The sequence below is a fragment of the Mucilaginibacter paludis DSM 18603 genome (assembly GCF_000166195.2).
GTDB lineage: Bacteria > Bacteroidota > Bacteroidia > Sphingobacteriales > Sphingobacteriaceae > Mucilaginibacter > Mucilaginibacter paludis.
In genome coordinates this window covers 3,335,688-3,358,855 of sequence record NZ_CM001403.1, presented here as the reverse complement: position 1 = coordinate 3,358,855, position 23,168 = coordinate 3,335,688, and the positions used below count along the sequence as shown (strand labels likewise).

The 23,168-nt window shown below is 45.2% G+C and carries 15 protein-coding genes and 1 riboswitch; of the genes, 6 read left to right on the top strand and 9 right to left on the bottom strand.

The window, feature by feature from the left end:
* The first annotated feature begins 32 nt into the window (after window positions 1-32).
* The 3 genes from MUCPA_RS14060 (at window position 33) to metF (ending at window position 5,818) form a co-directional block, all read left to right on the top strand.
* Window positions 33-635 carry a murein L,D-transpeptidase catalytic domain-containing protein gene (locus tag MUCPA_RS14060; protein WP_008507212.1) on the top strand — a complete coding sequence of 201 codons (603 nt, stop codon included), beginning with the start codon at window positions 33-35 and terminating at the stop codon, window positions 633-635.
* Window positions 636-702: 67 nt separating this feature from the next.
* A riboswitch (SAM riboswitch) is annotated at window positions 703-813 on the top strand.
* Between the two features lie 182 nt (window positions 814-995).
* Window positions 996-4,712 (top strand): methionine synthase, encoded by a 3,717-nt coding sequence (gene metH, locus MUCPA_RS14055; protein ID WP_008507210.1) that lies wholly within the window; start codon window positions 996-998, stop codon window positions 4,710-4,712.
* A gap of 149 nt (window positions 4,713-4,861) precedes the next feature.
* A complete protein-coding gene (gene metF / locus MUCPA_RS14050; protein ID WP_008507208.1) occupies window positions 4,862-5,818 on the top strand; it encodes a methylenetetrahydrofolate reductase [NAD(P)H] in 957 nt (318 codons plus the stop codon).
* A 74-nt stretch (window positions 5,819-5,892) separates the two neighbouring features.
* On the opposite strand, the gene MUCPA_RS14045 is transcribed toward metF, so the two are convergent.
* The 6 genes from MUCPA_RS14045 to serS all read right to left on the bottom strand — a co-directional run bounded on the left by MUCPA_RS14045 (window position 5,893) and on the right by serS (window position 14,694).
* Complete coding sequence (locus MUCPA_RS14045; RefSeq protein WP_008507205.1) at window positions 5,893-6,498, bottom strand: HAD family hydrolase; 606 nt, start codon at window positions 6,496-6,498, stop codon at window positions 5,893-5,895.
* Window positions 6,499-7,214: 716 nt separating this feature from the next.
* A complete protein-coding gene (gene thrC, locus MUCPA_RS14035) occupies window positions 7,215-8,525 on the bottom strand; it encodes a threonine synthase (RefSeq protein ID WP_008507204.1) in 1,311 nt (436 codons plus the stop codon).
* Window positions 8,526-8,533: 8 nt separating this feature from the next.
* Window positions 8,534-9,496 (bottom strand): homoserine kinase, encoded by a 963-nt coding sequence (locus MUCPA_RS14030; RefSeq protein WP_008507201.1) that lies wholly within the window; start codon window positions 9,494-9,496, stop codon window positions 8,534-8,536.
* 55 nt (window positions 9,497-9,551) lie between these two features.
* The gene (gene thrA, locus MUCPA_RS14025; RefSeq protein ID WP_008507200.1) at window positions 9,552-12,002 is read right to left on the bottom strand and encodes a bifunctional aspartate kinase/homoserine dehydrogenase I; all 2,451 of its coding nucleotides are present in this window, start codon (window positions 12,000-12,002) and stop codon (window positions 9,552-9,554) included.
* Window positions 12,003-13,003: 1,001 nt separating this feature from the next.
* Entirely contained in the window at window positions 13,004-13,435 is a 432-nt protein-coding gene (locus MUCPA_RS14020) for a hypothetical protein (RefSeq protein ID WP_157543904.1), read from the bottom strand.
* Entirely contained in the window at window positions 13,423-14,694 is a 1,272-nt protein-coding gene (gene serS / locus MUCPA_RS14015; RefSeq protein ID WP_008507197.1) for a serine--tRNA ligase, read from the bottom strand. Before serS ends, MUCPA_RS14020 begins: the two co-directional genes overlap by 13 nt.
* Before the next feature lie 230 nt (window positions 14,695-14,924).
* On the opposite strand from serS, the gene rsmI reads away from it, so the two are divergent.
* The 3 genes from rsmI (at window position 14,925) to lnt (ending at window position 20,542) form a co-directional block, all read left to right on the top strand.
* Entirely contained in the window at window positions 14,925-15,650 is a 726-nt protein-coding gene (rsmI, locus tag MUCPA_RS14010) for a 16S rRNA (cytidine(1402)-2'-O)-methyltransferase (protein ID WP_008507196.1), read from the top strand.
* Window positions 15,651-16,860: 1,210 nt separating this feature from the next.
* Window positions 16,861-18,225, top strand: a complete 1,365-nt coding sequence (gene ltrA / locus MUCPA_RS14005) for a group II intron reverse transcriptase/maturase (RefSeq protein WP_008507195.1) — start codon at window positions 16,861-16,863, stop codon at window positions 18,223-18,225.
* Between the two features lie 664 nt (window positions 18,226-18,889).
* Window positions 18,890-20,542: an apolipoprotein N-acyltransferase gene (lnt, locus tag MUCPA_RS14000; protein WP_008507194.1), complete on the top strand. Its 1,653-nt coding sequence runs from the start codon at window positions 18,890-18,892 to the stop codon at window positions 20,540-20,542.
* Between the two features lies 1 nt (window position 20,543).
* Here the strand turns inward: lnt and MUCPA_RS13995 are convergent, their stop codons facing one another.
* From MUCPA_RS13995 to MUCPA_RS13985, 3 genes are read right to left on the bottom strand one after another with little or no spacing between them, the layout of a single operon-like run.
* Window positions 20,544-21,401: an N-acetylglucosamine kinase gene (locus MUCPA_RS13995; protein ID WP_008507193.1), complete on the bottom strand. Its 858-nt coding sequence runs from the start codon at window positions 21,399-21,401 to the stop codon at window positions 20,544-20,546.
* Window positions 21,398-21,784, bottom strand: coding sequence for a response regulator (locus MUCPA_RS13990; RefSeq protein WP_008507192.1), 387 nt, complete (start codon window positions 21,782-21,784; stop codon window positions 21,398-21,400). The genes MUCPA_RS13995 and MUCPA_RS13990 overlap by 4 nt, the downstream gene beginning before the upstream one ends.
* Before the next feature lie 42 nt (window positions 21,785-21,826).
* Complete coding sequence (locus MUCPA_RS13985; RefSeq protein ID WP_008507191.1) at window positions 21,827-23,158, bottom strand: TolC family protein; 1,332 nt, start codon at window positions 23,156-23,158, stop codon at window positions 21,827-21,829.
* Between the last annotated feature and the right edge of the window lie 10 nt (window positions 23,159-23,168).

Below are 23,168 nucleotides of genomic sequence, written 5' to 3'. Positions count from 1 at the left end.
CCAGTCTAAAAACTTTTAATCCAGAAAGGATAATGTATAAAACAATCATCTGTGTTTTATTTGCATTATCCTTTTTTATTGATGCGATGGCATCTGGCCGCCAAATCGATCCGGCCAAAACAAACCAAAAGGCTAAACAAGCACTGCTTTATTGCAAACGCAAAGGCTATAATACCCGCTACTGTATCCTGATTGATATGAGCCTGCCATCGGGTACCAAGCGCTTTATGGTATGGGATTTTACCAAACAAAACATTTTACTTTCGGGCTTAATCAGCCACGGTTGTGGCCGCAGCCCGTGGTCGGGCGTCTGGAACAAAGACCATCCCTCTTTCAGCAACCGCGACGGCAGCCATTGCACCGCCTTGGGCAAATACCAAATTAACGACCGCTCATACAGCGCCTGGGGCATACACGTTAAATACTTTTTAACTGGTTTAGATACCAGTAACAACAACGCCCTGGTGAGGCAGGTAGTCTTCCATTCCTGGGAGAAAGTACCCGAAAAGGAGGTCTATCCCGATGGTACGCCCGAAGGCTGGGGTTGTCCCGCCATATCAAACAACGTGATGAAACAAGTTGATGCCATGCTCCGCAAACAGAAAAAGCATGTACTGATGTGGATATACAGCTAAAAGTCATTATAGCATACGCCACATAACCCGCTATTGCACAATACAACTTTATTATGCAACTTTGCAATGCTTATAGAGAAAGACGGAGGGATTAGACCCTGCGATGTCTTAGCAACCTGTACTTACAAGGTGCTACATTCTACTGCAACCAAACTTAGCGGTTGCAGACAGATAAGCGAAAGTCAACATCAACACCCGACTTTTCGATATAAGCTTGTTTTGGATTACACTGATTTGATTGGATTACACCGATTGTTGATTTGGATTACGCTGATTGTTATCTGTGCGCGAGTCTCCCAAAATCGATGAAATCATCAAAAGAATCAGTGAAATCATCAAAAATCGGTGGAATCACAAAAAATGGATATCAGACAAGAACTACAAAAACGCATACTGATTATTGACGGGGCAATGGGTACCATGATACAGCGGTACCAGCTTACCGAAGCTGATTTTCGTGGAGAACGTTTTAAAAATCATCATTCAGACTTACAGGGTAATAACGACCTGCTCAATATCACGCGCCCTGATATTATTAAAACCATCCATGCGGAATACCTGGAGGCCGGAGCAGATATTATTGAAACCAATACATTCAGCACCCAGGTGATCTCGCTTGCAGATTACCACCTTGAAGAACTGGCTTACGAGCTGAGCTACGAAGGTGCGCGCATAGCCCGCGAAGCTGCCGACGAATACACTGAAAAAACACCGCATAAGCCTCGCTTTGTTGCCGGTGCCATTGGCCCCACCAACCGCACGGCATCCTTATCGCCCGATGTGAACGACCCTGGATACCGCGCCGTTACTTTTGACGACCTGGTTGCAGCTTACTATACCCAGGTTCGTGGCCTGGTTGATGGCGGCTCGGATGTACTGCTGATCGAAACTATTTTTGATACGCTGAATGCCAAAGCGGCCATATTTGCCATCAAACAGTACGAGAACGAGTGTAAGGCAGCCGGTAAGGATTATCCTGCCTTCAGGCCAACTGGCGGTATCATGATCTCGGGCACTATTACCGATGCCTCGGGCAGAACTTTATCCGGGCAAACCGTAGAAGCATTCTGGAACTCCATCCGCCATGCCAACCTGTTGTCTGTAGGGTTAAACTGCGCTTTGGGTGCCAAAGAGATGCGTCCGCATATCGAGGAGCTTTCCGCCAAGGCAAGTGTTTATATTTCCGCCTACCCCAACGCGGGTTTACCCAACGAGTTTGGCGCTTACGACGAGGCTCCACACGAAACCGCGCATTTGGTTGAAGATTTTATGGCGGCTGGCCTGGTTAATATTGTTGGCGGTTGTTGTGGCACCACGCCCGATCATATCAGTTGCATTGCTAAAAAAACAGAAAGCTTCCCGCGAAGGCAAATACCGAAGGTTGAAACCTTTATGCGCCTGAGCGGCTTAGAAGCCATCACACTTACCCCCGAAAGTAATTTTGCCAACGTGGGCGAGCGTACCAATATTACCGGTTCGCCCAAGTTTTCTAAACTGATTTTGGCCGAAGACTACGAAGGGGCGTTGGTAGTGGCCCGCCAGCAGGTAGAGGGCGGTGCCCAGGTGATTGACGTGAATATGGACGAGGGCATGATCGATTCGGAAGCGGCCATGACCAAGTTCATGAATTTAATTGCCTCTGAGCCCGATATAGCTAAACTACCCATCATGGTCGATTCTTCTAAATGGAGCGTGATAGAGGCTGGCTTAAAGTGCTTACAGGGTAAAGGGATTGTGAACTCGATCTCGCTGAAAGAGGGCGAAGATAAATTCAGGGATTCTGCCCGTAAAATAATGCAGTACGGCGCGGCCACCGTAGTGATGGCCTTTGACGAAACCGGGCAGGCCGATAGCCTGGAACGCCGGATAGAGATCTGTAAACGCAGTTACGATATCCTGGTGAACGAGGTTGGTTTCCCGGCGGAGGATATTATTTTCGACCCCAATATTTTAACCGTTGCCACGGGATTAGAGGAACATAACAACTACGCGGTTGATTTTATTGAAGCCACCCGCTGGATTAAACAAAACCTGCCGCATGCCAAGGTAAGCGGTGGGGTAAGTAATATTTCGTTCTCCTTCCGGGGAAACAATACCGTTCGCGAAGCCATGCACTCCGCATTTTTATACCATGCCATACAGGCGGGTATGGATATGGGTATTGTGAATGCTGGTATGCTTGAGGTATACGAGGAGATACCCAAGCCTTTACTTGAGCTGGTAGAAGACGTATTGTTAAACCGCCGCCCAGACGCTACCGAGCGCTTGGTGGAGTATGCCGATACCGTTAAAAGTAAAGGCAAAGAAATAGTTAAAGACGAAGAATGGCGTAAAGAACCTGTTGAAAAACGGCTCTCGCACGCTTTAGTGAAAGGCATCATTGAATACCTGGATGCCGATGTGGAAGAGGCTCGGCAAAAATATCCTAAGCCATTGGAGGTAATTGAAGGCCCGCTGATGGACGGCATGAACATCGTAGGCGATCTATTTGGTGCCGGTAAAATGTTTTTACCCCAGGTAGTAAAATCGGCCCGGGTGATGAAGAAGGCCGTGGCCTACCTGTTACCTTTTATAGCTGCCGAGAAGGCGCGTGTGCTCGCAGCTGGCGAAGGGGCAGATAATGAGCGGAGCAACGCCGGTAAAATACTAATGGCCACTGTAAAAGGCGATGTGCACGATATCGGCAAAAACATTGTAGGCGTGGTATTGGCCTGCAATAACTTCGAGATCATTGATCTGGGGGTGATGGTTCCGGCACACAAAATTATTGAGGAAGCTAAAAAGCAAAATGTTGATATCATTGGCTTAAGCGGACTGATCACGCCATCGCTTGATGAAATGGTACACTTTGCCAAGGAGATGGAGCGAGAAGGTTTTACTATTCCGTTAATTGTAGGCGGTGCCACTACATCGCGCATCCACGCTGCTGTGAAGATCGACCCGAACTATTCGGGGCCTGCCATTCACGTATTGGATGCCTCGCGCAGCGTAACGGTATGCAGTAACTTGATGAGCAAGGATAACCGCGATGCCTATATCCAGGGCATTAAAGACGAGTATGCCAAAGCAAGGGAGGCGCACTTAAATAAAAAATCCGACAAGCGTTTTGTAAGCATTGGCGATGCCCGCAAACAAACCATCGAGCTTGATCTGGACGCTATTGCGCCCAAACCCTCCTTTTTAGGCACAAAGGTTATTGAGGCTTATCCTTTGGAGGATTTGGTGCCTTATATCGACTGGACACCGTTTTTCCATACCTGGGAATTGCGTGGCAGTTATCCTAAGATATTCGATGATAAATCGGCAGGAGTGGAAGCCAAAAAACTGTATGATGATGCCCGCGCCTTGCTTACCGAAATTGTGGATAACAAGCTGCTGCAAGCCAACGGGGTTATAGGCTTCTGGCCGGCCAACAGCGTAGGCGACGATATTGAACTGTATACCGACGAGAGCCGCAGCGAAGTACTATCAACCATTTACACGCTGCGCCAGCAAGCCGAAAAGGTAAAGGGCGAACCTTATTATGCCTTGTCGGACTTTGTTGCGCCTAAAGCCAGCGGCGCGGCTGATTACTGGGGTGGCTTTGCCGTAACGGCAGGTATTGGCTGCGATGAACTGGTGGCCAAGTACGAAAAAGATCATGATGATTACAACAGCATTATGGCTAAGGCCCTGGCCGACCGCTTAGCCGAAGCCTTTGCCGAAAAAATGCATGAACTGGTTCGTAAAGACTATTGGGGCTATGCCAAAGAAGAGCAATTGCAAAGCGAAGACCTGATTAAAGAAAAATACCAGGGGATCCGCCCGGCACCAGGATACCCGGCCTGCCCCGACCATACCGAGAAAACTACTTTGTTTGAACTGCTTAAAGCGGAAGACAATGCTAAAATGTATTTAACAGAAAGCCTGGCCATGATGCCAGCAGCATCGGTAAGCGGATTTTATTTCGCGCATCCGCAAGCGCGGTATTTTGGCCTTGGTAAAATTGGTAAAGACCAGGTGGTTGATTATGCGGAAAGGAAAGGGGCTGATTTAGAAACTACCGAAAGGTGGTTAAGCCCTAATATAAATTATTAGTAAACTTGTCGATGAGGAACGAGGAAAATCTTTTGCGCGAGACTACGCTACAGCAGAATTAGCCCTCGCAAAAGATTTCTCCCTCCGGTCGAAATGACATCGTTTTATACCTATATTGATACTATTAAAAGCTCCTGTTGGAGTTGAATATGAAAATTACAGAACACATCGCTAACGCGAACGGCAAAACACTTTTTTCGTTTGAATTGCTGCCGCCTATTAAGGGGCAAAGCATCCAGGGTATTTATAACGCCATCGATCCGTTGATGGAATTAAAACCTCCCTTTATTGATGTAACCTCGTTACGGGAAGATCATGTGTATAAAGAGCATGAAAACGGCTTATTGGAAAAACTCATCACCCGTAAGCGCCCCGGTACCGTGGCCGTATGCGCGGCTATCATGAATAAATATAAGGTAGATGCTGTTCCGCACCTCATCTGCGGTGGTTTTACCAAGGAAGAAACCGAGTACGCTTTGATCGACCTGCAATTTTTAGGGATCGATAATGTGCTGGTACTTCGCGGCGATGCACGTAAAGCCGAACCGGGTTTTGTACCGACTCCCGGCGGACACGCCTACGCCACCGACCTGTTACAACAGGTAATGAACATGAATAACGGCATGTACTTGCTCGATACCGGGCCAACATCCTATAAAACCGATTTTTGCGTTGGCGTAGCCGGGTATCCCGAAAAACATTTTGAAGCACCTAACCTTAAAACTGATTTTAAGTACCTGAAGCAAAAGGTTGATATGGGCGCTAACTTTATTGTGACCCAAATGTTTTTTGATAATCAGAAATACATCGAATTTGTTAATAACTGCCGGGCCAATGGTATTACGGTACCTATTATACCTGGGTTAAAACCCATCACGGTATCCAAGCAACTGATCAGCCTCTCCAAGATATTCCATATCGATATCCCGGAAGCACTAAGCGAGGCTATTACAGATTGTAAATCGGAAAAGGACGTCAAAGAAGTAGGCATCCAATGGATGATACAGCAATGTAAAGAGCTTGTTGAATTTGGCGTGCCGGTATTGCACTTTTATACGATGGGCAATCCCGAGCCAACCAAACGAATTGCACAAGCTGTTTTTTAGGAAACCGAAGAAGATTTGTCAACTTTTTAAAAGTTGACAAATCTAAAATTTGGTTATAGTCTACCGCGATATTATCAAAGCAGATTCAACTGCCCCAACTGTGTATTTAAATCTTCTGGTGAGGTAAAATGAATGGATTGAATGCCCATTTCGCGCGCGGCCAATATATTGCGGTAGTTATCATCTATAAATAAGGCCTCTTCTGGCTTTACCTCATAACGGTCAAGCAGTAATTGGTAAAACCGGGGATCGGGTTTACGCAAGCCTTCGTCGCCTGATACTACAATGGCGTCAAACCAGTGCAAAAAGTCGTATTGTTTTAACGGGATCTGAAAAGTTTCGGCAGACCAATTAGTGAGCGCATAAATTTTATACCGGCTGCTATCTTTTAATTTTTTGAAGATATTAACTGTTCCCTCAATTCCACCGCCCAGCATTTCATCCCAGCGGCCGTAGTAAGCACGGATATTAGCTTCATGTTCCGGAAATTGGCCCACTAAAATTTCGGTTCCGGCCTGTATGGCGCGCCCGGCATCTTGCTCTTCGTTCCAATGCATGGTACAAACAGTTTCCAGAAAATGCTGAATTTCAGTATCGCTATCAAAAATTTTCCGGTATAAGTGGTATGGATTCCAGTCTATTAAAACGTTCCCGAGGTCGAAGATGATGGTGTTGATCATGGTAAAATTAAATAGTTGTTGAGGTTAATAGTCTGATTCATTGTAGATGCCATTAAGTTATTGTAAATACAAATTATTGCGCTGAGCAATCTACAGAGGACGGTGGCCTCGCAAGTCCACTCCGTATAGTATAGAGATTGTTTAGTCGCCCTTTCTTCATTTGTCATTGCGAGGAACGAAGCAATCGCGAGCTATGCAAGGCGGACTTTCTTCCGTGCGATTGCCTCCCTATGATGACGCCTTGTTAAGTTATTGATTATCAAAACGTATTATTACTCCAATAATCAGTATTCTTAATTTACAACATCGGCACGCTCAGTCGCCGCGTGAAGGGCTGTTACGTTATTCACTATTGTTTGTTTTTGGTGTGAATGATTGCTACCGCAATTTGTCTTGACACAAAAGTAACCAATACCGACCGTAGGGAGCTCATGAACACCTTAAAAAATAAACAACAGGTGAATAACGTCAAGACTGCCCGATCCTTCCACCCACGGGGCCAGCTCCCGGCCCGGCGTGCAGTCAGGCCTTTGCACACTTTTCTTTCTGCGCAAAATAGCCAACAGGTTTCAAACGTCATCCCTGTTTTTTCCAGGGTGAGGCCCGGTGGGTTACTCAATGACAAAGTTTGAAATGCCTTTCAAATATCATCGCAATTTCCCCAGACACCCAATTGCATTCGCCAATACTTCTGAAAAAAAATAAACAATCACAATCTACGCATTCTCCGTCAACCACCATTTAAAGCCTTCAAAATCACTATTCATGGCATTAGTTACCGGCAATTTATCCTGCATTGCCTTTACCGACTCAGGCACAATAATTGTGCTTTCAATATCGGCAGGGAAAACATCAGGGAATTTACAAGGGTGGGCAGTGCCTAAAAATACACCCGCGCTTTTATCCTCCGGGTTTCTGCTTTTCCAGTCCACCAGGGCTTTCCAGGCTATAGCGGTATGTGGGCAAACTATATAGTTGTATTGATTGTAAACCTGGTTAATGGCTTCTACAGTTTGCTGGTCGGTATAGCTTACGCCCTCAATCAGTTTTTTTAGTTCTGCTGTATCACCTTTAAACATTTCGGCTATCCGTACCCAGTTGCTGGGGTTACCCACGTCCATCGCGTTTGATAGTGTTTGTACCGATGGCTTAGCCTGGTAAACACCCGTAGTTAAAAATGCAGGAACGGTATCATTAGCGTTGGTGGCAGCTATAAATTGCTTTACCGGCAGGCCCATTTTCCAGGCCAGTAAACCGGCGCCTATATTACCGAAGTTACCACTCGGCACACAGAAGGTCACCTCGTTTTTACCCTCGCGCAGCAATTGCGCATAAGTATTAAAATAATAAAACGTTTGCGGAATCAGCCGGGCGATGTTGATGGAATTTGCCGATGTCAGCCTGAATTTTTTGTTCAGTTCGGCATCTGTAAAGGCCTGCTTTACCAGCGCCTGGCAGTCATCAAAAGTCCCGTCAATTTCAATGGCGCGAATATTTTTGCCATTAGTAGTTAACTGCTGCTCCTGGATGGGGCTAACTTTGCCTTTGGGATAGAGTATGGTAACCCTGGTATTGGGTACGCCTAAAAAGCCCAGCGCTACCGCGCCGCCGGTATCTCCGGAAGTTGCTACCAATACGTCAAGCAGTTGCTCGCCATCTTTTAAAAAGTAGCTCATTACCCGGCTCATAAAGCGGGCGCCAAAGTCTTTAAAAGCCAATGATGGGCCGTGGAAAAGCTCCAGCACGTATACATCCTCTTCCAGCTTTACCACAGGAGCCGAAAAGTTGATGGCATCATCAATAATCGCCTTTAGCTCTTCTTCGGGGATGGCATCGGTTAATAAAGTTTGAGCTACCTTAAAGGCAATCTCCGGAAGGGAATATTGGTCGATATTTTCAATAAACTCGGCATCCAGTTGCGGGATGCTCACGGGCATATATAGGCCCCTGTCTTGCGGTAAGCTGTTAAATACCGCTTCTTTAAACGGAACCTGGGTTAAAGGGCTGTTGGTGCTATAAAAATTCATGATGCTATTTATCCTATAATTTTAGGGCCCTGTTGGTTAACGGCCGAAACATAAGTATAGCTGGCAATATTTAAACCAGTTAAGTGTTGTTGTATTTTTTGCGTGATGGTGGCAGCCGTTTGTTCATCGCGTGTAAACGCAAAAACAGATGGCCCTGAGCCCGAAATACCGAAACTAACGGCGCCCATTTCCATAGCCATTTCACGCATTTTATAAAAATCGGGGATCAAAATGGATCGCGTAGGCTCAACCAGCACATCTTTCATGCTGCGGCCAATCAGGTCTATATCGTTCATAAACAAGCCGCTCACCAGGCCGGCCACATTACCCCATTGTACAACTGCATCTTTCAGTAATACCTTACTGCGAATCATCTGCCTCGCATCCCGGGTGGGCACATCCACATCGGGAAATACAATGGCGCAATACAGCCCTTCGGGAACGGGCAGCTTAATAATATCCAGCGGCTCGTAACTGCGGATCAGCACAAAGCCCCCTAATATAGCCGGCGCTACGTTATCGGCATGGCCATAACCGCAGGCCAGCTCTTCGCCCTTCATGGCGAACGGAACCAGTTCCATTGGCGTTAAATAGTTATCCAATAACGAATTGATGGCAAATAAACCCGCCACCGTACTCGCCGAGCTTGAACCCAGCCCGCTGCCGATAGGCATTTTTTTGTGCAACTCAATATCCACACCAATATCCGTGCGGTTAATGTGCTTTAAATAATGCTGTACGCTGGCGCTTACGGTATTTTTATCCGCACTTAAAGGCAGTTTACCATTATCGCCTGTTATTTTGCTAATGGTTACACCCGGCTTACCGGTTATGCGCATCACTACTTCATCGCCGGGTGCGTTTACCGCGAAACCAAGTACATCAAAGCCGCAAACCACATTGGCAACAGTTGCCGGAGCAAATACTTTGATGCTCCCCGCCCCCTTAATGGGAGATTTTATGATATCCATTTTATTTAAAATTCTTTATTCCTATTTTTTATTCCCTTTCGGAGATCAGATGGCTTTAATGTGCCCCAACATTCACGATATCTGCAAATACGCCAGCCGCTGTAACCTCGGCACCCGCGCCTGGCCCTTTAACCACCAGCGGGCGCTCCTTATAACGCTCGGTAGTAAAGGATATGATGTTATCACTTCCAGACAAGGTAAAGAAGGGATGGTTTTCGTCCACCATTTGCAAGGTGATTGATACCTGCCCGTCTTCCAGTTTACCTATATAGCGTAATACTTTGCCACCGGCCTCGGCTTTAGCTTTCATATCGGCAAAAAATTGATTTTCGTTGTTCAGCTCTTTGTAAAAATCCTCCACTGTTCCGGCATCCAAACAAGCTTGCGGCAGCATGCTTTCAATATTTACATCGCCGGGCTCCAATACGTAACCGGCATCACGGGCAAGGATCAGCATTTTACGCATAAAATCGGTACCACGTAAGTCGTCGCGAGGGTCGGGCTCGGTATAGCCTTTTTCCTGGGCAATTTTTACGGTATCATGAAAAGTAGCGTCGCCTTTAAAATTATTAAAAATGAAAGAGATCGTTCCCGACAGGATGGCTTCAATCTTGATCACCCTATCGCCGCTCATCATTAAATCTTTTAAGGTGCGTACTATGGGTAAACCGGCACCTACGTTGGTTTCGTAATAAAAATCTACCCCATGCTTGCGGGCTGCATCCTTAAAGGTTTTATACTGGCTGTATGAGGCCGAGTTCCCTATTTTATTGCAGGTAACAATGGATATGTTCGATTTAAAGATGGCCTCATATTTTTCGATAGGCTTAGGGCTGGCGGTATTATCGGCAAATACGCAGTTGGGCAAATTCATGGTTTTCATTTTAGCTACAAACTTGTCCAGGTCAGCTTCCTGGTGCGATGCTTCCAAACTCTCTTTCCAGTTATCCAAGGATAAGCCATCTTCATCAAATACCATTTTACGCGTATTGATGATGCCTACAACTTTAACCTGTACGCCATTGTGCTGCTCTAAAAAACCGGCGTGCTCGCTTAATTGCCTAAACAGCGTTGTACTGATGTTACCGGTACCGGCGCAAAATACATGGAGTGTTTTATTGAGGGATACAAAAAACGAATCGTGAACGGCATTGAGCGCCTTGGCCAGATCGCTTTTTGAAATGATAACCGAGATATTATACTCCGACGAGCCCTGGGCAATGGCACGCACGTTGATACCGTTACGGCCCAGCGCATGGAACAGTTTGCCCGATATACCGGGAGTTTGCTTCATGTTTTCGCCCACAATAGCCAGCACCGACAAATTTTGTTCTATCTGCGGTTTTTCCAGTTTTTTAGCCTGGAGTTCCAGTTCAAACTCCTGTTCAATTAGGTAAAGGGCTTTTACCGCATCCGCGGGAGGAATGGCAAATGTAATGCTATGCTCTGATGATGATTGTGTTATCAGGATCACGCTGATCTGCTCACGGGCCAGCATAGAGAAGAGCCTGCCGCTAAAGCCTGCCTTGCCTACCATGCCGCTGCCCTCAAGGTTAATGATGCTCACCTCGTTAATAGATGAAATGCCTTTAATGGGCAGGTTGGATGTATTACAATCGTGTTTGATATAAGTACCGCCAAAATCGGTATCGAAAGTATTGAGGATCACGATGGGGATCTTTTTTAAAAAAGCCGGTATCATGGTTGGCGGATAGATCACCTTGGCGCCAAAAAAAGAAAGCTCCATAGCCTCGGTATAGGAGAGTTCTGGTAGCGAGAAAGCCTTTTTTACCATCCGTGGGTCGGCGGTCATCATCCCGTTTACATCCGTCCAGATCTGGATTTCGCTGCAATTAAGCGCAGAGCCCAAAATAGCTGCGGTATAGTCGCTGCCACCACGGCCCAGGGTTGTTATGCGGTCGTCTTCGTTGCTGGAGATAAAGCCAGTTACAAACAATATTTTGCCGGTATTTTCATAATAAAAATTACGGATCAGCATATCGGTAAGCTCCATGTTCACCTTGGCATGGCCAAAGCTGCTGTCGGTTTTAATCAATTCGGCAGCATTTACAAAAATGGCTTCAGGGAGTTGTTGAGCCGCTATTTTGCTGATCATGAAGGTAGAGCAACGTTCGCCGTAGCTTAATACCAGGTCGCGGGTTTGGGCTGTTAACTCGCGCAAGCTCAAAATGCCTTGCAGCAAATCTTCCAGCTCGTTAAAGTAAATTTTCAACTTAGTAAAAACCGGATTCTGGGCCTGTACATCCATCAGGGCCTTTACAACATCAAAATGACGCCTTTCCAGTTCGGCCAGTTCGGCTGTAAAGTTCCCGCCGGTTGATGCCGTTTCGGCCATGGCTGCCAGTAAATTGGTTACGCCGCTCATGGCTGATAAAACAACAACAGGCAATTGGCCGTTTTGGGACTCCTGTTTCAGGATGTTGAGTACGGTACCGATGCTTGATACTGATCCTACCGATGTGCCTCCGAATTTTAAAATCTTCATCTGTTTAGATTTGAGTATGGAGATCTGAGTATTTAACATCCTTTTATTGATGCCCAATGCCCGTTCTCCTGGTTTTTTATTCAAATAAAAAAGCCTTTCTCTTTCGGAGGAAGGCTTTCTGTGTTTTTATATCTTTTAATTGTTATTACAAAAACTATCCTTCCTCCGATATACCCCCGGTGGTAGTTGTTGTGGTTGTAATAATTGAGTTTGTGTTCATCTGTTACGTTTGCCTGTCAGTTGGTTAGCGTTGGTAAAGTAAACAGTAATATTTTAAATCTGCAATAGTAATTTTTATTTTTTTCCATAAAGCATATTGATTTAGTATAGATTGATAGGGGAGAGTTAGAAAACGGGCTGTAACGCCACACCAAGTCCTTTGCTTAAATCGGTTTTCCTTTTTAATGTTGGGCTGTCGGTTACCTTGACGCAACCCATAGTGGAATCTCTATAAATGACTGGTTATAGATGCCTCTGCACCCAATAGTCACCGGGATGCAACTCATAACAAATCGCTGTTAAGCTATTGATTGTCAATATTAAACTCTTCTACATTATGTCATCCCGACGCAAGGAGGAATCTTGTAAAAGCGGTAAGTATGCATCATGTTAGGTGCACGGATTATCAATGTGCTATCTTTGCTCCGACAATCAGTATTCTTAAATTAGATCATCGGCACGCTCAATCGCCGCGTGAAGGGCTTTGTTCTTTTTGTCTTGACACAAAAACAACCAAAAACCGACCGGAGGGAGCTCATGAACACCTTAAAAAACAAACACAGATGAATAAAGTCAAGACTGCCCGATCCTTCCACCCACAGGCCAAGCCTGGCCCTGCGTGCAGTCGGGGCCTTTGCGCACATTTCTTTCTGTGCAAAACAGCATACAGGTTTTAAACGTCATCCCTATTTTTTCCGGTTAGCCGGGGCCACTACTTGCATGAGTCTTCTTAAATTACTGATTATCAGAATTTAATCTCTCCGAAAATCATCACCTAATAATCACCTGGGTTCAAACGTTATTCCTGTCTTTTTTTGGCTATCCGGATGTAACTTATGATAGCTTCGGTAGCTTAATCGGAAAAAAATGTTAGGGTAGACAGCCAGCCACAATAAGCCCCACATCCGGGTGCTTGCAGCTACGATAAGGAAAGCCAGTATGCAGCAGCAAGAGTAAACCATGGAATACATCCACAACGATTTATTGTTGGCATACCGGGCAAAGTTAAACTGCAAAAAGTAAACTACCTGTGCCGTTAAGCCAAACACCATGAAAACGAAGGCTACAAAGGTTCCAAAATCTGCTCTTATTTCATCATCGAAATAAAAGCAGATCAGTGTTGCTGCAGCCGTAGCAGGCAGCAGGTTAATCCAGAACATGGCCTGCGCAGTTTGCGCCGGAGTTGAATTTTTAAATGGATTTAATCTATCCACTCAAACCTGGTATAAGGTACCAGTACTTCGGGTATTTTAATTCCGTTTTCGGTCTGGTTGTTTTCTAACAGGGTAGCTACAATACGCGGCAAGGCCAGGGCGCTGCCGTTTAATGTATGCGCCAATTGCGTTTTACCTTCGGCATTCCTGAAACGCAGCTTTAGGCGATTGCTTTGGAAGGTTTCAAAGTTAGATACCGAAGATACCTCAAGCCAGCGTTGTTGTGCAGCACTCCAGGTTTCCATATCATATGTTAAGGCCGATGTAAAGCTCATATCCCCACCACAAAGCCTTAACACGCGGTAAGGCAGGCCAAGCTTTTGTAAAAGGCCCTGTACGTGCAAACTCATTTGCTCCAGTACCTCGTAGGATTGATCAGGGTTTACTACCTGTACCAGCTCAACCTTATCAAACTGGTGTAAACGGTTAAGGCCACGTACATGTGCGCCGTATGAGCCAGCCTCGCGGCGGAAACAAGCGGTATAACCACAGTTTTTTACAGGCAGCTCATCTGCCTTTAATATCACATCGCGGTAAAGGTTGGTGATGGGTACCTCGGCTGTTGGAATGAGGTATAAATTATCAACACCTACATGATACATCTGTCCTTCTTTGTCGGGCAGTTGTCCGGTTCCAAAGCCCGAAGCTTCGTTTACCAGCAAGGGCAGCATCCTTTCGTCGTACCCGGCTTTTTCGGCCTCGTCTAAAAAGAAGGCTATCAATGCCCTTTGCAGTTTGGCACCCTTGCCTTTATATACAGGGAAGCCTGCGCCGGTTATTTTAACACCCAGCTCAAAATCAATCAGGTTATATTTGGCAGCCAGCTCCCAATGCGGCAAAGCATTGGCCGGTAGCTGTGGCTTATCGCCATGCTCCAATACAATTTCATTTTCCTCGGGCGTTATCCCTTTAGGTACCGATGAATGCGGCAGGTTAGGCAATAGCACAATTTTTTGTTGCAGCTCCTGCTCAATACCCGATAGTTGCTCGCTTAGTTTTTTAATATCTTCCTTCCAGATATTGGATTTCGACTTAATGGTTTCGGCTTCTTCTTTTTTACTGGAACGCATTAACTCGCCAATTTGCTTCGCGGCGGCATTGGCCTCGGCCGATACACCATCCAAAGTGTTTTGAGTTTGACGGCGTTGCTCATCTAATTTGAGCACCTCATCAACCAATTCAGGTTGTTTGAAATTTTTTACCGCTAAACGTTCCAATACATTGTCACGGTTTTCGCGGATATAACTAACTTGCAGCATTATTTTATTTTTTGGCAAAGATAGAATTTGTTTATGGTATATGGTAGGAGTTGGATGATTGTCGATAGTCCATGGTCCATAGTCGATGGTCCATGTCGAAGAGTTGAAAAATGGCACAAGATTTTTTACGTCAGAATCAATAAACTCCAGCTACTACCAATATGATGGCTATGGACTATCGACCATTGACTATGGACCATCAACTAAATTGCCAACAAAAGCAACCACACATGAGCGGTAAACTTTATTTAGTACCCACACCGATAGGAAATCTGGAAGATATTACGCTCCGTGCATTGCGTATTTTGAAGGAGGCTGATATTATTCTGGCTGAAGATACCCGTACCTCGGCACCCTTGCTTAAGCATTTTGGCATTAGCGCCAAGGTATACGCACACCATCAGCATAATGAGCGCCAGGCTACGGCCGAGATTATCAAATTTTTAAACGAGGGCAAACAAATTGCTTTGATATCAGATGCCGGTACGCCAGCCATCAGCGATCCGGGTTTTTATTTAGTGCGCGAAGTAGTTAAAAATGAATTGCCTGTGGAATGCCTGCCGGGTGCTACAGCATTTGTTCCGGCGCTGGTTAATTCCGGATTCCCTACCGATAGGTTTTGTTTTGAAGGATTTTTGCCGATAAAAAAAGGGAGGCAAACACGCTACAAATTTTTAGCTGACGAGGAGCGTACCATTATTTTTTATGAATCGCCGCACAGGCTGTTAAAAACACTGGAAGAAATGATAACTTATTTTGGAGAAGAAAGGCAGGTATCCGTATCGCGCGAGCTCACTAAAATGTTTGAAGAAACGGTACGCGGGACCGTAACTGAAGTAAAAAACTATTTTGAAACCCATACCGTAAAGGGCGAATTTGTAATTTGCGTGGCGGGGAAGCCGGAAGTAAGAAACGAGAATCAAAAGAAATATAAAAACGGTATTGCAAAATTTTAAAACCGGAGGTCCATGAAAGCTGAATGTTAACAGAATGCAACTTGCAGGGGCCACCATACCGTGCTTCGACTACTGAGCCTGACGGGGGCAAGCATGATACACTTTTTGTGCGCGAAAGCTGTCATCCTAACTGACCGATCCGTCCAGAAGGAAAAAAACAGGGATGATGTTTAAAAGCATCTTAAACTATGTCATTCGAGTATCCGATCCGGCCAGCCGAAAAAAAACAGGGATGGCATTCGAACCTTGTAGATTATCAAGCGCAGATAAAAAATGTGCGCAAAAGCCTGACTGCACGCCGGGCCGGGAGCTGGCCTGTGGGTGGAAGGATCGGGCAGTCTTGATTTTTTTGGTTACTTTTTGTATCAAGACAAAAAGTGACAAGCCCCTTCCCGCGGCGTTTGAGCGGGCCGATGATCTAAATTAAGAATACTGATAATCAGAGCAAAACAGACGCATTGATTATCAATAACTTAAGTAGATGTCATTATAAGTAATGGACCCGAACAGCCGGAAAAAAATAGGGATGACGTTTGAACCTTATAGATTACCAAGCGCAGATAGGAAAAGTGGGCAAAGGCCCCGACTGCACGCCGGGCCGGGAGCTGGCCTGTGGGTGGAAGGATCGGGCAGTCTTGATTTTATTCACCTGTGTTTGTTTTTTTAAGGTGTTCATGAGCTCCCTACGGTCGGTTTTTGGTTACTTTTTGTATCAAGACAAAAAGTGACAAGCCCCTTCCCGCGGCGATTGAGGTGCGCCACGAGGCGTGCGTATTAGTAATAATTAAATACCTAAAGGATGAAAGAGCCTTACAACCAAATTTGCCGTTCGGGTTGAAGTAAGCCTGGCACATTGGGAAGAAATGAACAATGTGAAGCTCAGGCGAGATGGTTCTGTAAGCTGCACCAGTAAGGCTTCGTTACGCCAAAGGATATCGGTCAAGCACCCTCATTTGCTTAAACCTGCCATGACAGTGGGAATAACGGCAATAAGAACACTGTCAGATACCCGGAGTAGAATGGTGTTGCGTGCAGGACGAAGGTAGCGCATGAACGTGGGAGACCCTAACGGGATATGCATGTCGGCATATTGCCGAGGGAGTCGGATATGTCCATAGTAGTGTTTGAGTCCCGAAAAGGTAAAAGCGGGAGTAGCGAAGGGGCATTACTATGAATAAGGTTTCCAAGAGAACAAAAACGGACAAAATTGATGGTAACAAATCATAAGAAGGTCGAAGCAGAAGGGAAGCAGGGCGAGCTGTTTAAAAGACGGCGGCGTGAGATCCCGGATGCGGAAAGAGTAGAAACACTCCGGGGGAAACTATATCAGAAAGCCAAGCAGGAGCGGAAGTACAAGTTTTATGTGCTGTATGATAAGCTGTTCATACCGTATATGCTAAGGGCAGCGTGGAAACAGGTTAAAGCCAATGACGGCGTAGCCGGAATAGACGGAATCCGGATATCAGATGTAGAACGGGGAGGCGTAGAAACCTACCTGCACACACTGGGAGAAGAATTACGAAAGCAAACCTACCGTCCGGAAGCAGTAAAACGGGTGATGATCCCGAAGGCCAATGGCGGGGAACGGCCCTTAGGCATACCCACGGTAAAAGACAGGATAGCCCAGACGGTATGTAAAATGATCCTTGAGCCGATATTCGAAGCAGACTTTAAAGAAGTTTCGCACGGGTTCAGGCCTGGGCGGAGTTCAAAGGATGCGATGACAGCGATCAAGGGGCATTTGCAGGCAGGGAAGACGGAAGTATTTGATGCAGACTTAAGCAAGTATTTCGACACGATCCCGCATGATAAACTGCTAAAAACGCTCAAAGAGAGGATCAGCGATCCAAGGATACTAAGACTGATCAGCATGTGGCTGAAAGTGCCTGTATTTGAGGACGGACAGTTTAAGGGCGGGAAGAAAAATGAGTTTGGCACCCCACAAGGCGGCGTGATATCACCGTTGCTGTCTAATATCTATCTACATCTACTGGACCGGATAGTAACAAAACCGGAAAGTATATTTAGCAGGATGGGCGTATCGATAGTCAGATACGCGGACGATTTCGTACTGATGGGGAAGGTCATACCTAAGGAAGTACTTGACAGACTGAAAATGATACTGGGGAAGATGGGATTGACCTTGAATGAACTCAAGAGCAAACAAATCCAATCGGAACAGGCGCCTTTCAGCTTCCTGGGGCACACGATCCGGTACGACAAGAGCCTGGTGTCCAGAAATGGACGCTACTGGAATATATCTCCGAGCAAAAAATCAGAGCAGCGATTGCGGAGTGGGTTAAGTGAATATCTGAAAAAGCACGGTCATAGTCCGGCAAGTGAAATAGTAGAAGAGCTTAATAGTCGTATCCGGGGATGGCTGAACTACTATATCATAAAAGGAGTCAGCTACGTACAGGTGAGCAAACGTCGGTTACGAAATTATCTTCACGAAAAGCTCAATCGCTACTACAACCGCAAGAGCCAAAGAAAGTGTAAGCTTTACAGACAAAGAGCTTTTGAGGCCTTGGTTCAAAAGAAAGGACTAATAGACCCAACAAAATACGCTTTCTGACGGTTCAACTGTGAATGCTGATGACGAAGTTTTTAGGAAAGCCGTATGCGGGAAAACCGCACGTACGGATTGACGAGGGAGTCGGGAAAGTGCTTTACTTTCCCGCTCTACTCTACCGGGCCGATGATCTAAATTAAGAATACTGATAATCAGAGCAAAACAGATGCATTGATTATCAATAACTTAAGTAGATGTCATTATAAGGTACGAAGCATTCGCACGGAGGCATGTTCGCTCTGCATAGTTCGCGATTGCTTCGTTCCTCAATGACACTTTTATACTGGCTGTCAATGATTTAAGAAGACGTCATTATAAGCCTGTCGAAGGTCCTGCGGAATGGCCCTGTACGAGGTGTTTTGATGAGGCTCTGTGCGATGCTTACCTCAGAAACTAAACTTGTTATAGGTAGGAACGAAGCAATTGCATGGAAGCATGTTCACTCTGCATAGTTCGCGATTGCTTCGTCCCTCGCAATGACAATTTCACATTGATTATCAGCGGCTTAACGAGGATTCCATTGGCAAATAACGAGCAATCGCACGGAGACATGTCCGCTTTGTATAACTTCGCAATGACAAAGTTTGACATGTGTTTCGCGGGTTGCCCAATGAGTACTCGCAACGATACTTGAAAAAATGAATCATAATACGATTACCATCATTAAATGAAAAAAAACATTCTATTAGCCGTATTTTCCGGCTTGTTACTTTGGATAGCCTGGCCACCTACGCCATATGCCCCTGTACTATTATTATTTGGCTTAGTACCCATGCTGGTGGCCATGGAAAATATCATTCAATCCAACGTTCGTCGTAAAGGCAACAAAATATTCCGGGTTGCTTTCCTTGGATTTTTTATCTGGAACACCTTAAGCATTTATTGGGTTTACAATTCCCTTAAAATAGTGGGAGAGATTGTGGCTATCCCTATTTCATTTATCCCTTACTCCCTGGGCCCCCTGCTTATGGCAACGGCTTGCTGGTTGTATTTTAGGTTAAGGCTTATTGTTAACCGCAATATCAGCTTAGCCTTATTGGTTTGTTTGTGGATTGGATATGAGTACCTGCACCAGTGCTGGGATTTGAAATTCCCCTGGATGACATTGGGTAACGGCTTCGCTGTAACCCATCAATGGGTGCAATGGTATGAGTATACCGGGGTGTACGGCGGTACGGTATGGATCTGGCTCTCTAATATTTTTATCTTTTTAATTTATACCGGCTTACGCGAAGCTCAACCCACTAAAACAAGGATAACACAAGTTAGTATATGGGTCGCGCTGGTTATATTGCCTTTGAGTTTTTCGCTATATAAATATTATAGCTATACAGAGAACCCCGACCCGGCTAATATTGTGGTGGTGCAGCCCAATATTGATCCTTACGCCAAGGTGATTTCTATACCGCCAATGGAGCAGGTAAATAGCCTCATCCATTTATCCGATTCTATCGGGCAGCCCAATACCGAGTTTTTCTTATGGCCCGAAACAGCCATTTATGATTCGGAACCTATCAACGAAGACAAAATACGAAGCAATGCATATTTTTTGCAGGTGCAGCATTTTTTAAATAAGTATAAAAATGGCAACGTGTTAACCGGAATTGAAAGCACTAAGCTTTACAGTTCAGACTTAACGCCTTCGGCCAGCCGTATACCGGGGACAGATCAATATTATGATGTTTTTAATGCCGCTGTTAACATCGAAAATTCGGCAGCGGTTCAGTTTTATCATAAGTCGAAGTTGGTTCCGGGTGCCGAGTCATTGCCCTTTGGCAATGCTTTGTCGTTTTTAAAGCCGGTTTTTGAGCATTTGGGTGGCGCCACCGGGAGTTACGGCAGCCAAAAGGAGCCTACGGTATTTTATTCGCAAAGCGGCATCGGTGCAGCACCCGTAATTTGTTACGAATCGATCTGGGGTGGTTATGTGGCCGATTATGTAAAAAAAGGCGCACAGTTTATCGCTATTATTACCAACGATGGCTGGTGGGAAAACACATCCGGTAAAGACCAGCATTTAGATTACGCCAAGTTACGCGCCATTGAAACCCGCCGCTGGGTTTGCCGCTCGGCCAATACAGGTATTTCGGCATTTATTAACCAGCGGGGCGATATTGTAAAACAAAGCAAATGGTGGGTAAAAACTGCCTTAAAACAAGATATTAACCTCAACTCCGACATCACCTTTTATGTACAGTTTGGCGACTATATCCCTAAAGCCGGCAGTTTGGTTGCCTTGTTATGTATTGTGTTTATTTTGTTTAAACAGCTGTCGCGCAAACGGGTTGCTCATCGCCAAGAACTCCCGGCTCGAGACTGATTTATGAAGCGTTATTCCTGGCCTTTACAAACTCAAGCAGATCGCGAATGGGCTGCTTGATGATTTTGCCTACATGCACGCCGCTTTGAGCACAGATATCTCTTAGTTCGTCTCCGAAATGGTAGGCTATCGAGCCTACAAAATGGCAGTTATAGTCGGGATAATCGGGGTAGGTTTTGATGCAGTTCTCTACAAATTCCGAAAGGCCCCTTTTTATTATTTCCTGGCTGTAAGCGGTTGATTTTATTTCGCTCAAAAATTTGGTAAAAGATGCTAAGTAAGAGTTAGCGCCCGGTTTTTGATAAACGTTTTTGATGATAAGCTCTTTGTCAATTTTGTATTGTTGGTAAAATAGGTCGCTTATTTCTTTTGGCATGTTGCCATATAAAAAATCGGTTACCAGCACCTTGCCAAACCAGCTCCCCGAGCCCTCGTCGCCTAAAACAAAACCGAGGCCGTGCTTGCCTTCGTAAATCTCCTCGCCATCAAAATACGAGATGTTTGAGCCGGTGCCTAAAACGCAACAAAAGCCTTTGGCGTGCCCGCAGGTTGCATAAGCAGACCCTAACAGGTCGCTATCAACGCTTACAAATGCTTTAGAAAATAGGTGGCTAAGGGCGTTCGATACCATTTCGCGCCTATCGGGGCTGGAGCAACCGGCGCCAAAAAAATAGACCTCGCTCACCTGGGGAGCCATTTTTACAAATGCACTACCCTGCGACTGGATCACCTTAATAATTTCTTTTTCGGTTAAAAAATAGGGGTTTAACCCCGAAGTTCTAAACTCCTGCGGCTCCGAGCCGGGGCATTCAATTAACCAATCTGTTTTTGAAGAACCGCTATCGGCAACAATGATCATATACAAATGGCTTCCAAAACTTTATGGGTAATGGGCTTGTGTATAAATTGGGTTATATATTTATTTTGAGTGGATAGGCGGAAATCCACCGGATCCAAAGAAGATGAAAGCATAAAAATCTTAATATCCTGTTTGTGGTCTATCACTAACTTATCATATTCATCTAAAAAAGCAAAACCATCCATTAAAGGCATCCGGATATCTAAAAAAATCACATCTGGAACAATCTTTTTGTCTTTTAAGGCTTGGATAGCTTCAGGTGCGGATTGATAAACAACAATTTCTTTGGCGAAGTTGCCGCTTTCTAAAATTTTTCTCGTAACAAAGTTATCGATAAAATTATCGTCAATCAGAAGGCATAAATTATAGCATTTTGACTCCATCACCTTTCAAAAATAGTGCTTTATATTAAAATAGCGAAATTACTATTGAATGTTAATGCTATTTGTGATTTCTTTCAAGGTTATTTCTGACGATTTGGCTTGATATTGGGCCTGGAAATACCTTGATTGTGCGTCGAGGTAGTTTTTTTGCGCTTCCCTGATCTCCAGCGGAGTGATGTTGCCCAGTTTGTATTTCTCCAGGGAAATATCCAGATTCCGCTTGGCGATGACCACGTTGGACTGGTTTAATTTTACCAGATCAAGGCCATAGAGGTAACTTACATAATAATTATTAATTTGAGCCTCAATAGCTTGTTTGGTTTTGCTTACGCTGATAGCGGCATTGTCAATTTGTAGTTTGGCATTTCGTTCGCGGCGCCATTGGTTAAGACCATCAAAAATATTAACGGATGCGGTAAGCCCGTAGTTTAAACCTTTTGAATTTTGCTGACGGGCAAATCCGGCCGGGGTTTTGCTATCGGTAAAACCGTAGCCTGTTGATACGCCTACTACTGGGTACCGCGTGGCTTTTACCTGCCGTAAGTTTGTTTCGGCCAATGATCTGTTCAACTGGGCGATCAATATTTCGGGATTAGCTGTTTGTGCCTGGCTCAGTATATCCCCCAGCTTAAGTTTCTGGTCAATTACAATGGTATCAATAACGGTAAAGTCGGTTTGTAAATCGCGCACCATCAGTTGATTCATCCTGATCTGGATGGATTTATATTGCTGGATTTGTGTAAGCAGGCTTGATGTATCGGTATTTACATTCACCTCGGCATTTAAAACATCCAGGCGTGAAGCCCGGCCAACCTGAAATTTATCATTGGCATAGCGTAGCTGCGTACGTGATATAGCTATGGCTCCTTTAAGGGCTCTTACCTGTTGGTCCTGGTTCACCAGGTCATAGTACGTGGTTATTACGTCGGCTATGGTTTTTTGTATCGTATCGCGGGCGGCTACCTCACTAAGTTGGTTCAGTTGCTTTAACTGGTCGTAATTGGCAAACATGGCGAAGCCATTAAAAATGGTCCAGTTTAAGCTAACGCCATAGTTAACGGTGCTGTTGTTTGCGCCGTTGATTTGCGTTACCGTTGTGTTTCCCGATGCATCAACCTTGGTTTGCCGGGTGTCCTGGATGCTGTTTGTTGTAGATAAATCGCCCGTTACCGAAGGTAACATACCTGCGTTACCTATGGTAACATTGTTTTTGGCAATTGTAGTATTGTTGGCAGACAGTTTAATGTTATAGTTGTTTTTCAGCGCAATTTCTACAGCATCCTTCAAAGTGAGCAAGGATGCTGTTTGCGCATTGGCAACAAACGTTGCAGAAAAGCCAACAAACAGGAACAGCCTAATATTAAAAAGTTTCATCGTTATAATT

What these genes read in the sequence shown, in the direction of transcription:
- thrC (WP_008507204.1), bottom strand. Translation starts at nt 8,525, where the DNA reads ATGAATTTTTATAGCACCAACAGCCCTTTAACCCAGGTTCCGTTTAAA.
- thrA (WP_008507200.1), bottom strand. Translation starts at nt 12,002, where the DNA reads ATGAAGATTTTAAAATTCGGAGGCACATCGGTAGGATCAGTATCAAGC.
- rsmI (WP_008507196.1), top strand. Translation starts at nt 14,925, where the DNA reads ATGAGCGGTAAACTTTATTTAGTACCCACACCGATAGGAAATCTGGAA.
- MUCPA_RS14030 (WP_008507201.1), bottom strand. Translation starts at nt 9,496, where the DNA reads ATGGATATCATAAAATCTCCCATTAAGGGGGCGGGGAGCATCAAAGTA.
- MUCPA_RS13985 (WP_008507191.1), bottom strand. Translation starts at nt 23,158, where the DNA reads ATGAAACTTTTTAATATTAGGCTGTTCCTGTTTGTTGGCTTTTCTGCA.
- MUCPA_RS14060 (WP_008507212.1), top strand. Translation starts at nt 33, where the DNA reads ATGTATAAAACAATCATCTGTGTTTTATTTGCATTATCCTTTTTTATT.
- MUCPA_RS13990 (WP_008507192.1), bottom strand. Translation starts at nt 21,784, where the DNA reads ATGGAGTCAAAATGCTATAATTTATGCCTTCTGATTGACGATAATTTT.
- serS (WP_008507197.1), bottom strand. Translation starts at nt 14,694, where the DNA reads ATGCTGCAAGTTAGTTATATCCGCGAAAACCGTGACAATGTATTGGAA.
- MUCPA_RS13995 (WP_008507193.1), bottom strand. Translation starts at nt 21,401, where the DNA reads ATGATCATTGTTGCCGATAGCGGTTCTTCAAAAACAGATTGGTTAATT.
- ltrA (WP_008507195.1), top strand. Translation starts at nt 16,861, where the DNA reads ATGGTAACAAATCATAAGAAGGTCGAAGCAGAAGGGAAGCAGGGCGAG.
- lnt (WP_008507194.1), top strand. Translation starts at nt 18,890, where the DNA reads ATGAAAAAAAACATTCTATTAGCCGTATTTTCCGGCTTGTTACTTTGG.
- metF (WP_008507208.1), top strand. Translation starts at nt 4,862, where the DNA reads ATGAAAATTACAGAACACATCGCTAACGCGAACGGCAAAACACTTTTT.
- metH (WP_008507210.1), top strand. Translation starts at nt 996, where the DNA reads ATGGATATCAGACAAGAACTACAAAAACGCATACTGATTATTGACGGG.
- MUCPA_RS14045 (WP_008507205.1), bottom strand. Translation starts at nt 6,498, where the DNA reads ATGATCAACACCATCATCTTCGACCTCGGGAACGTTTTAATAGACTGG.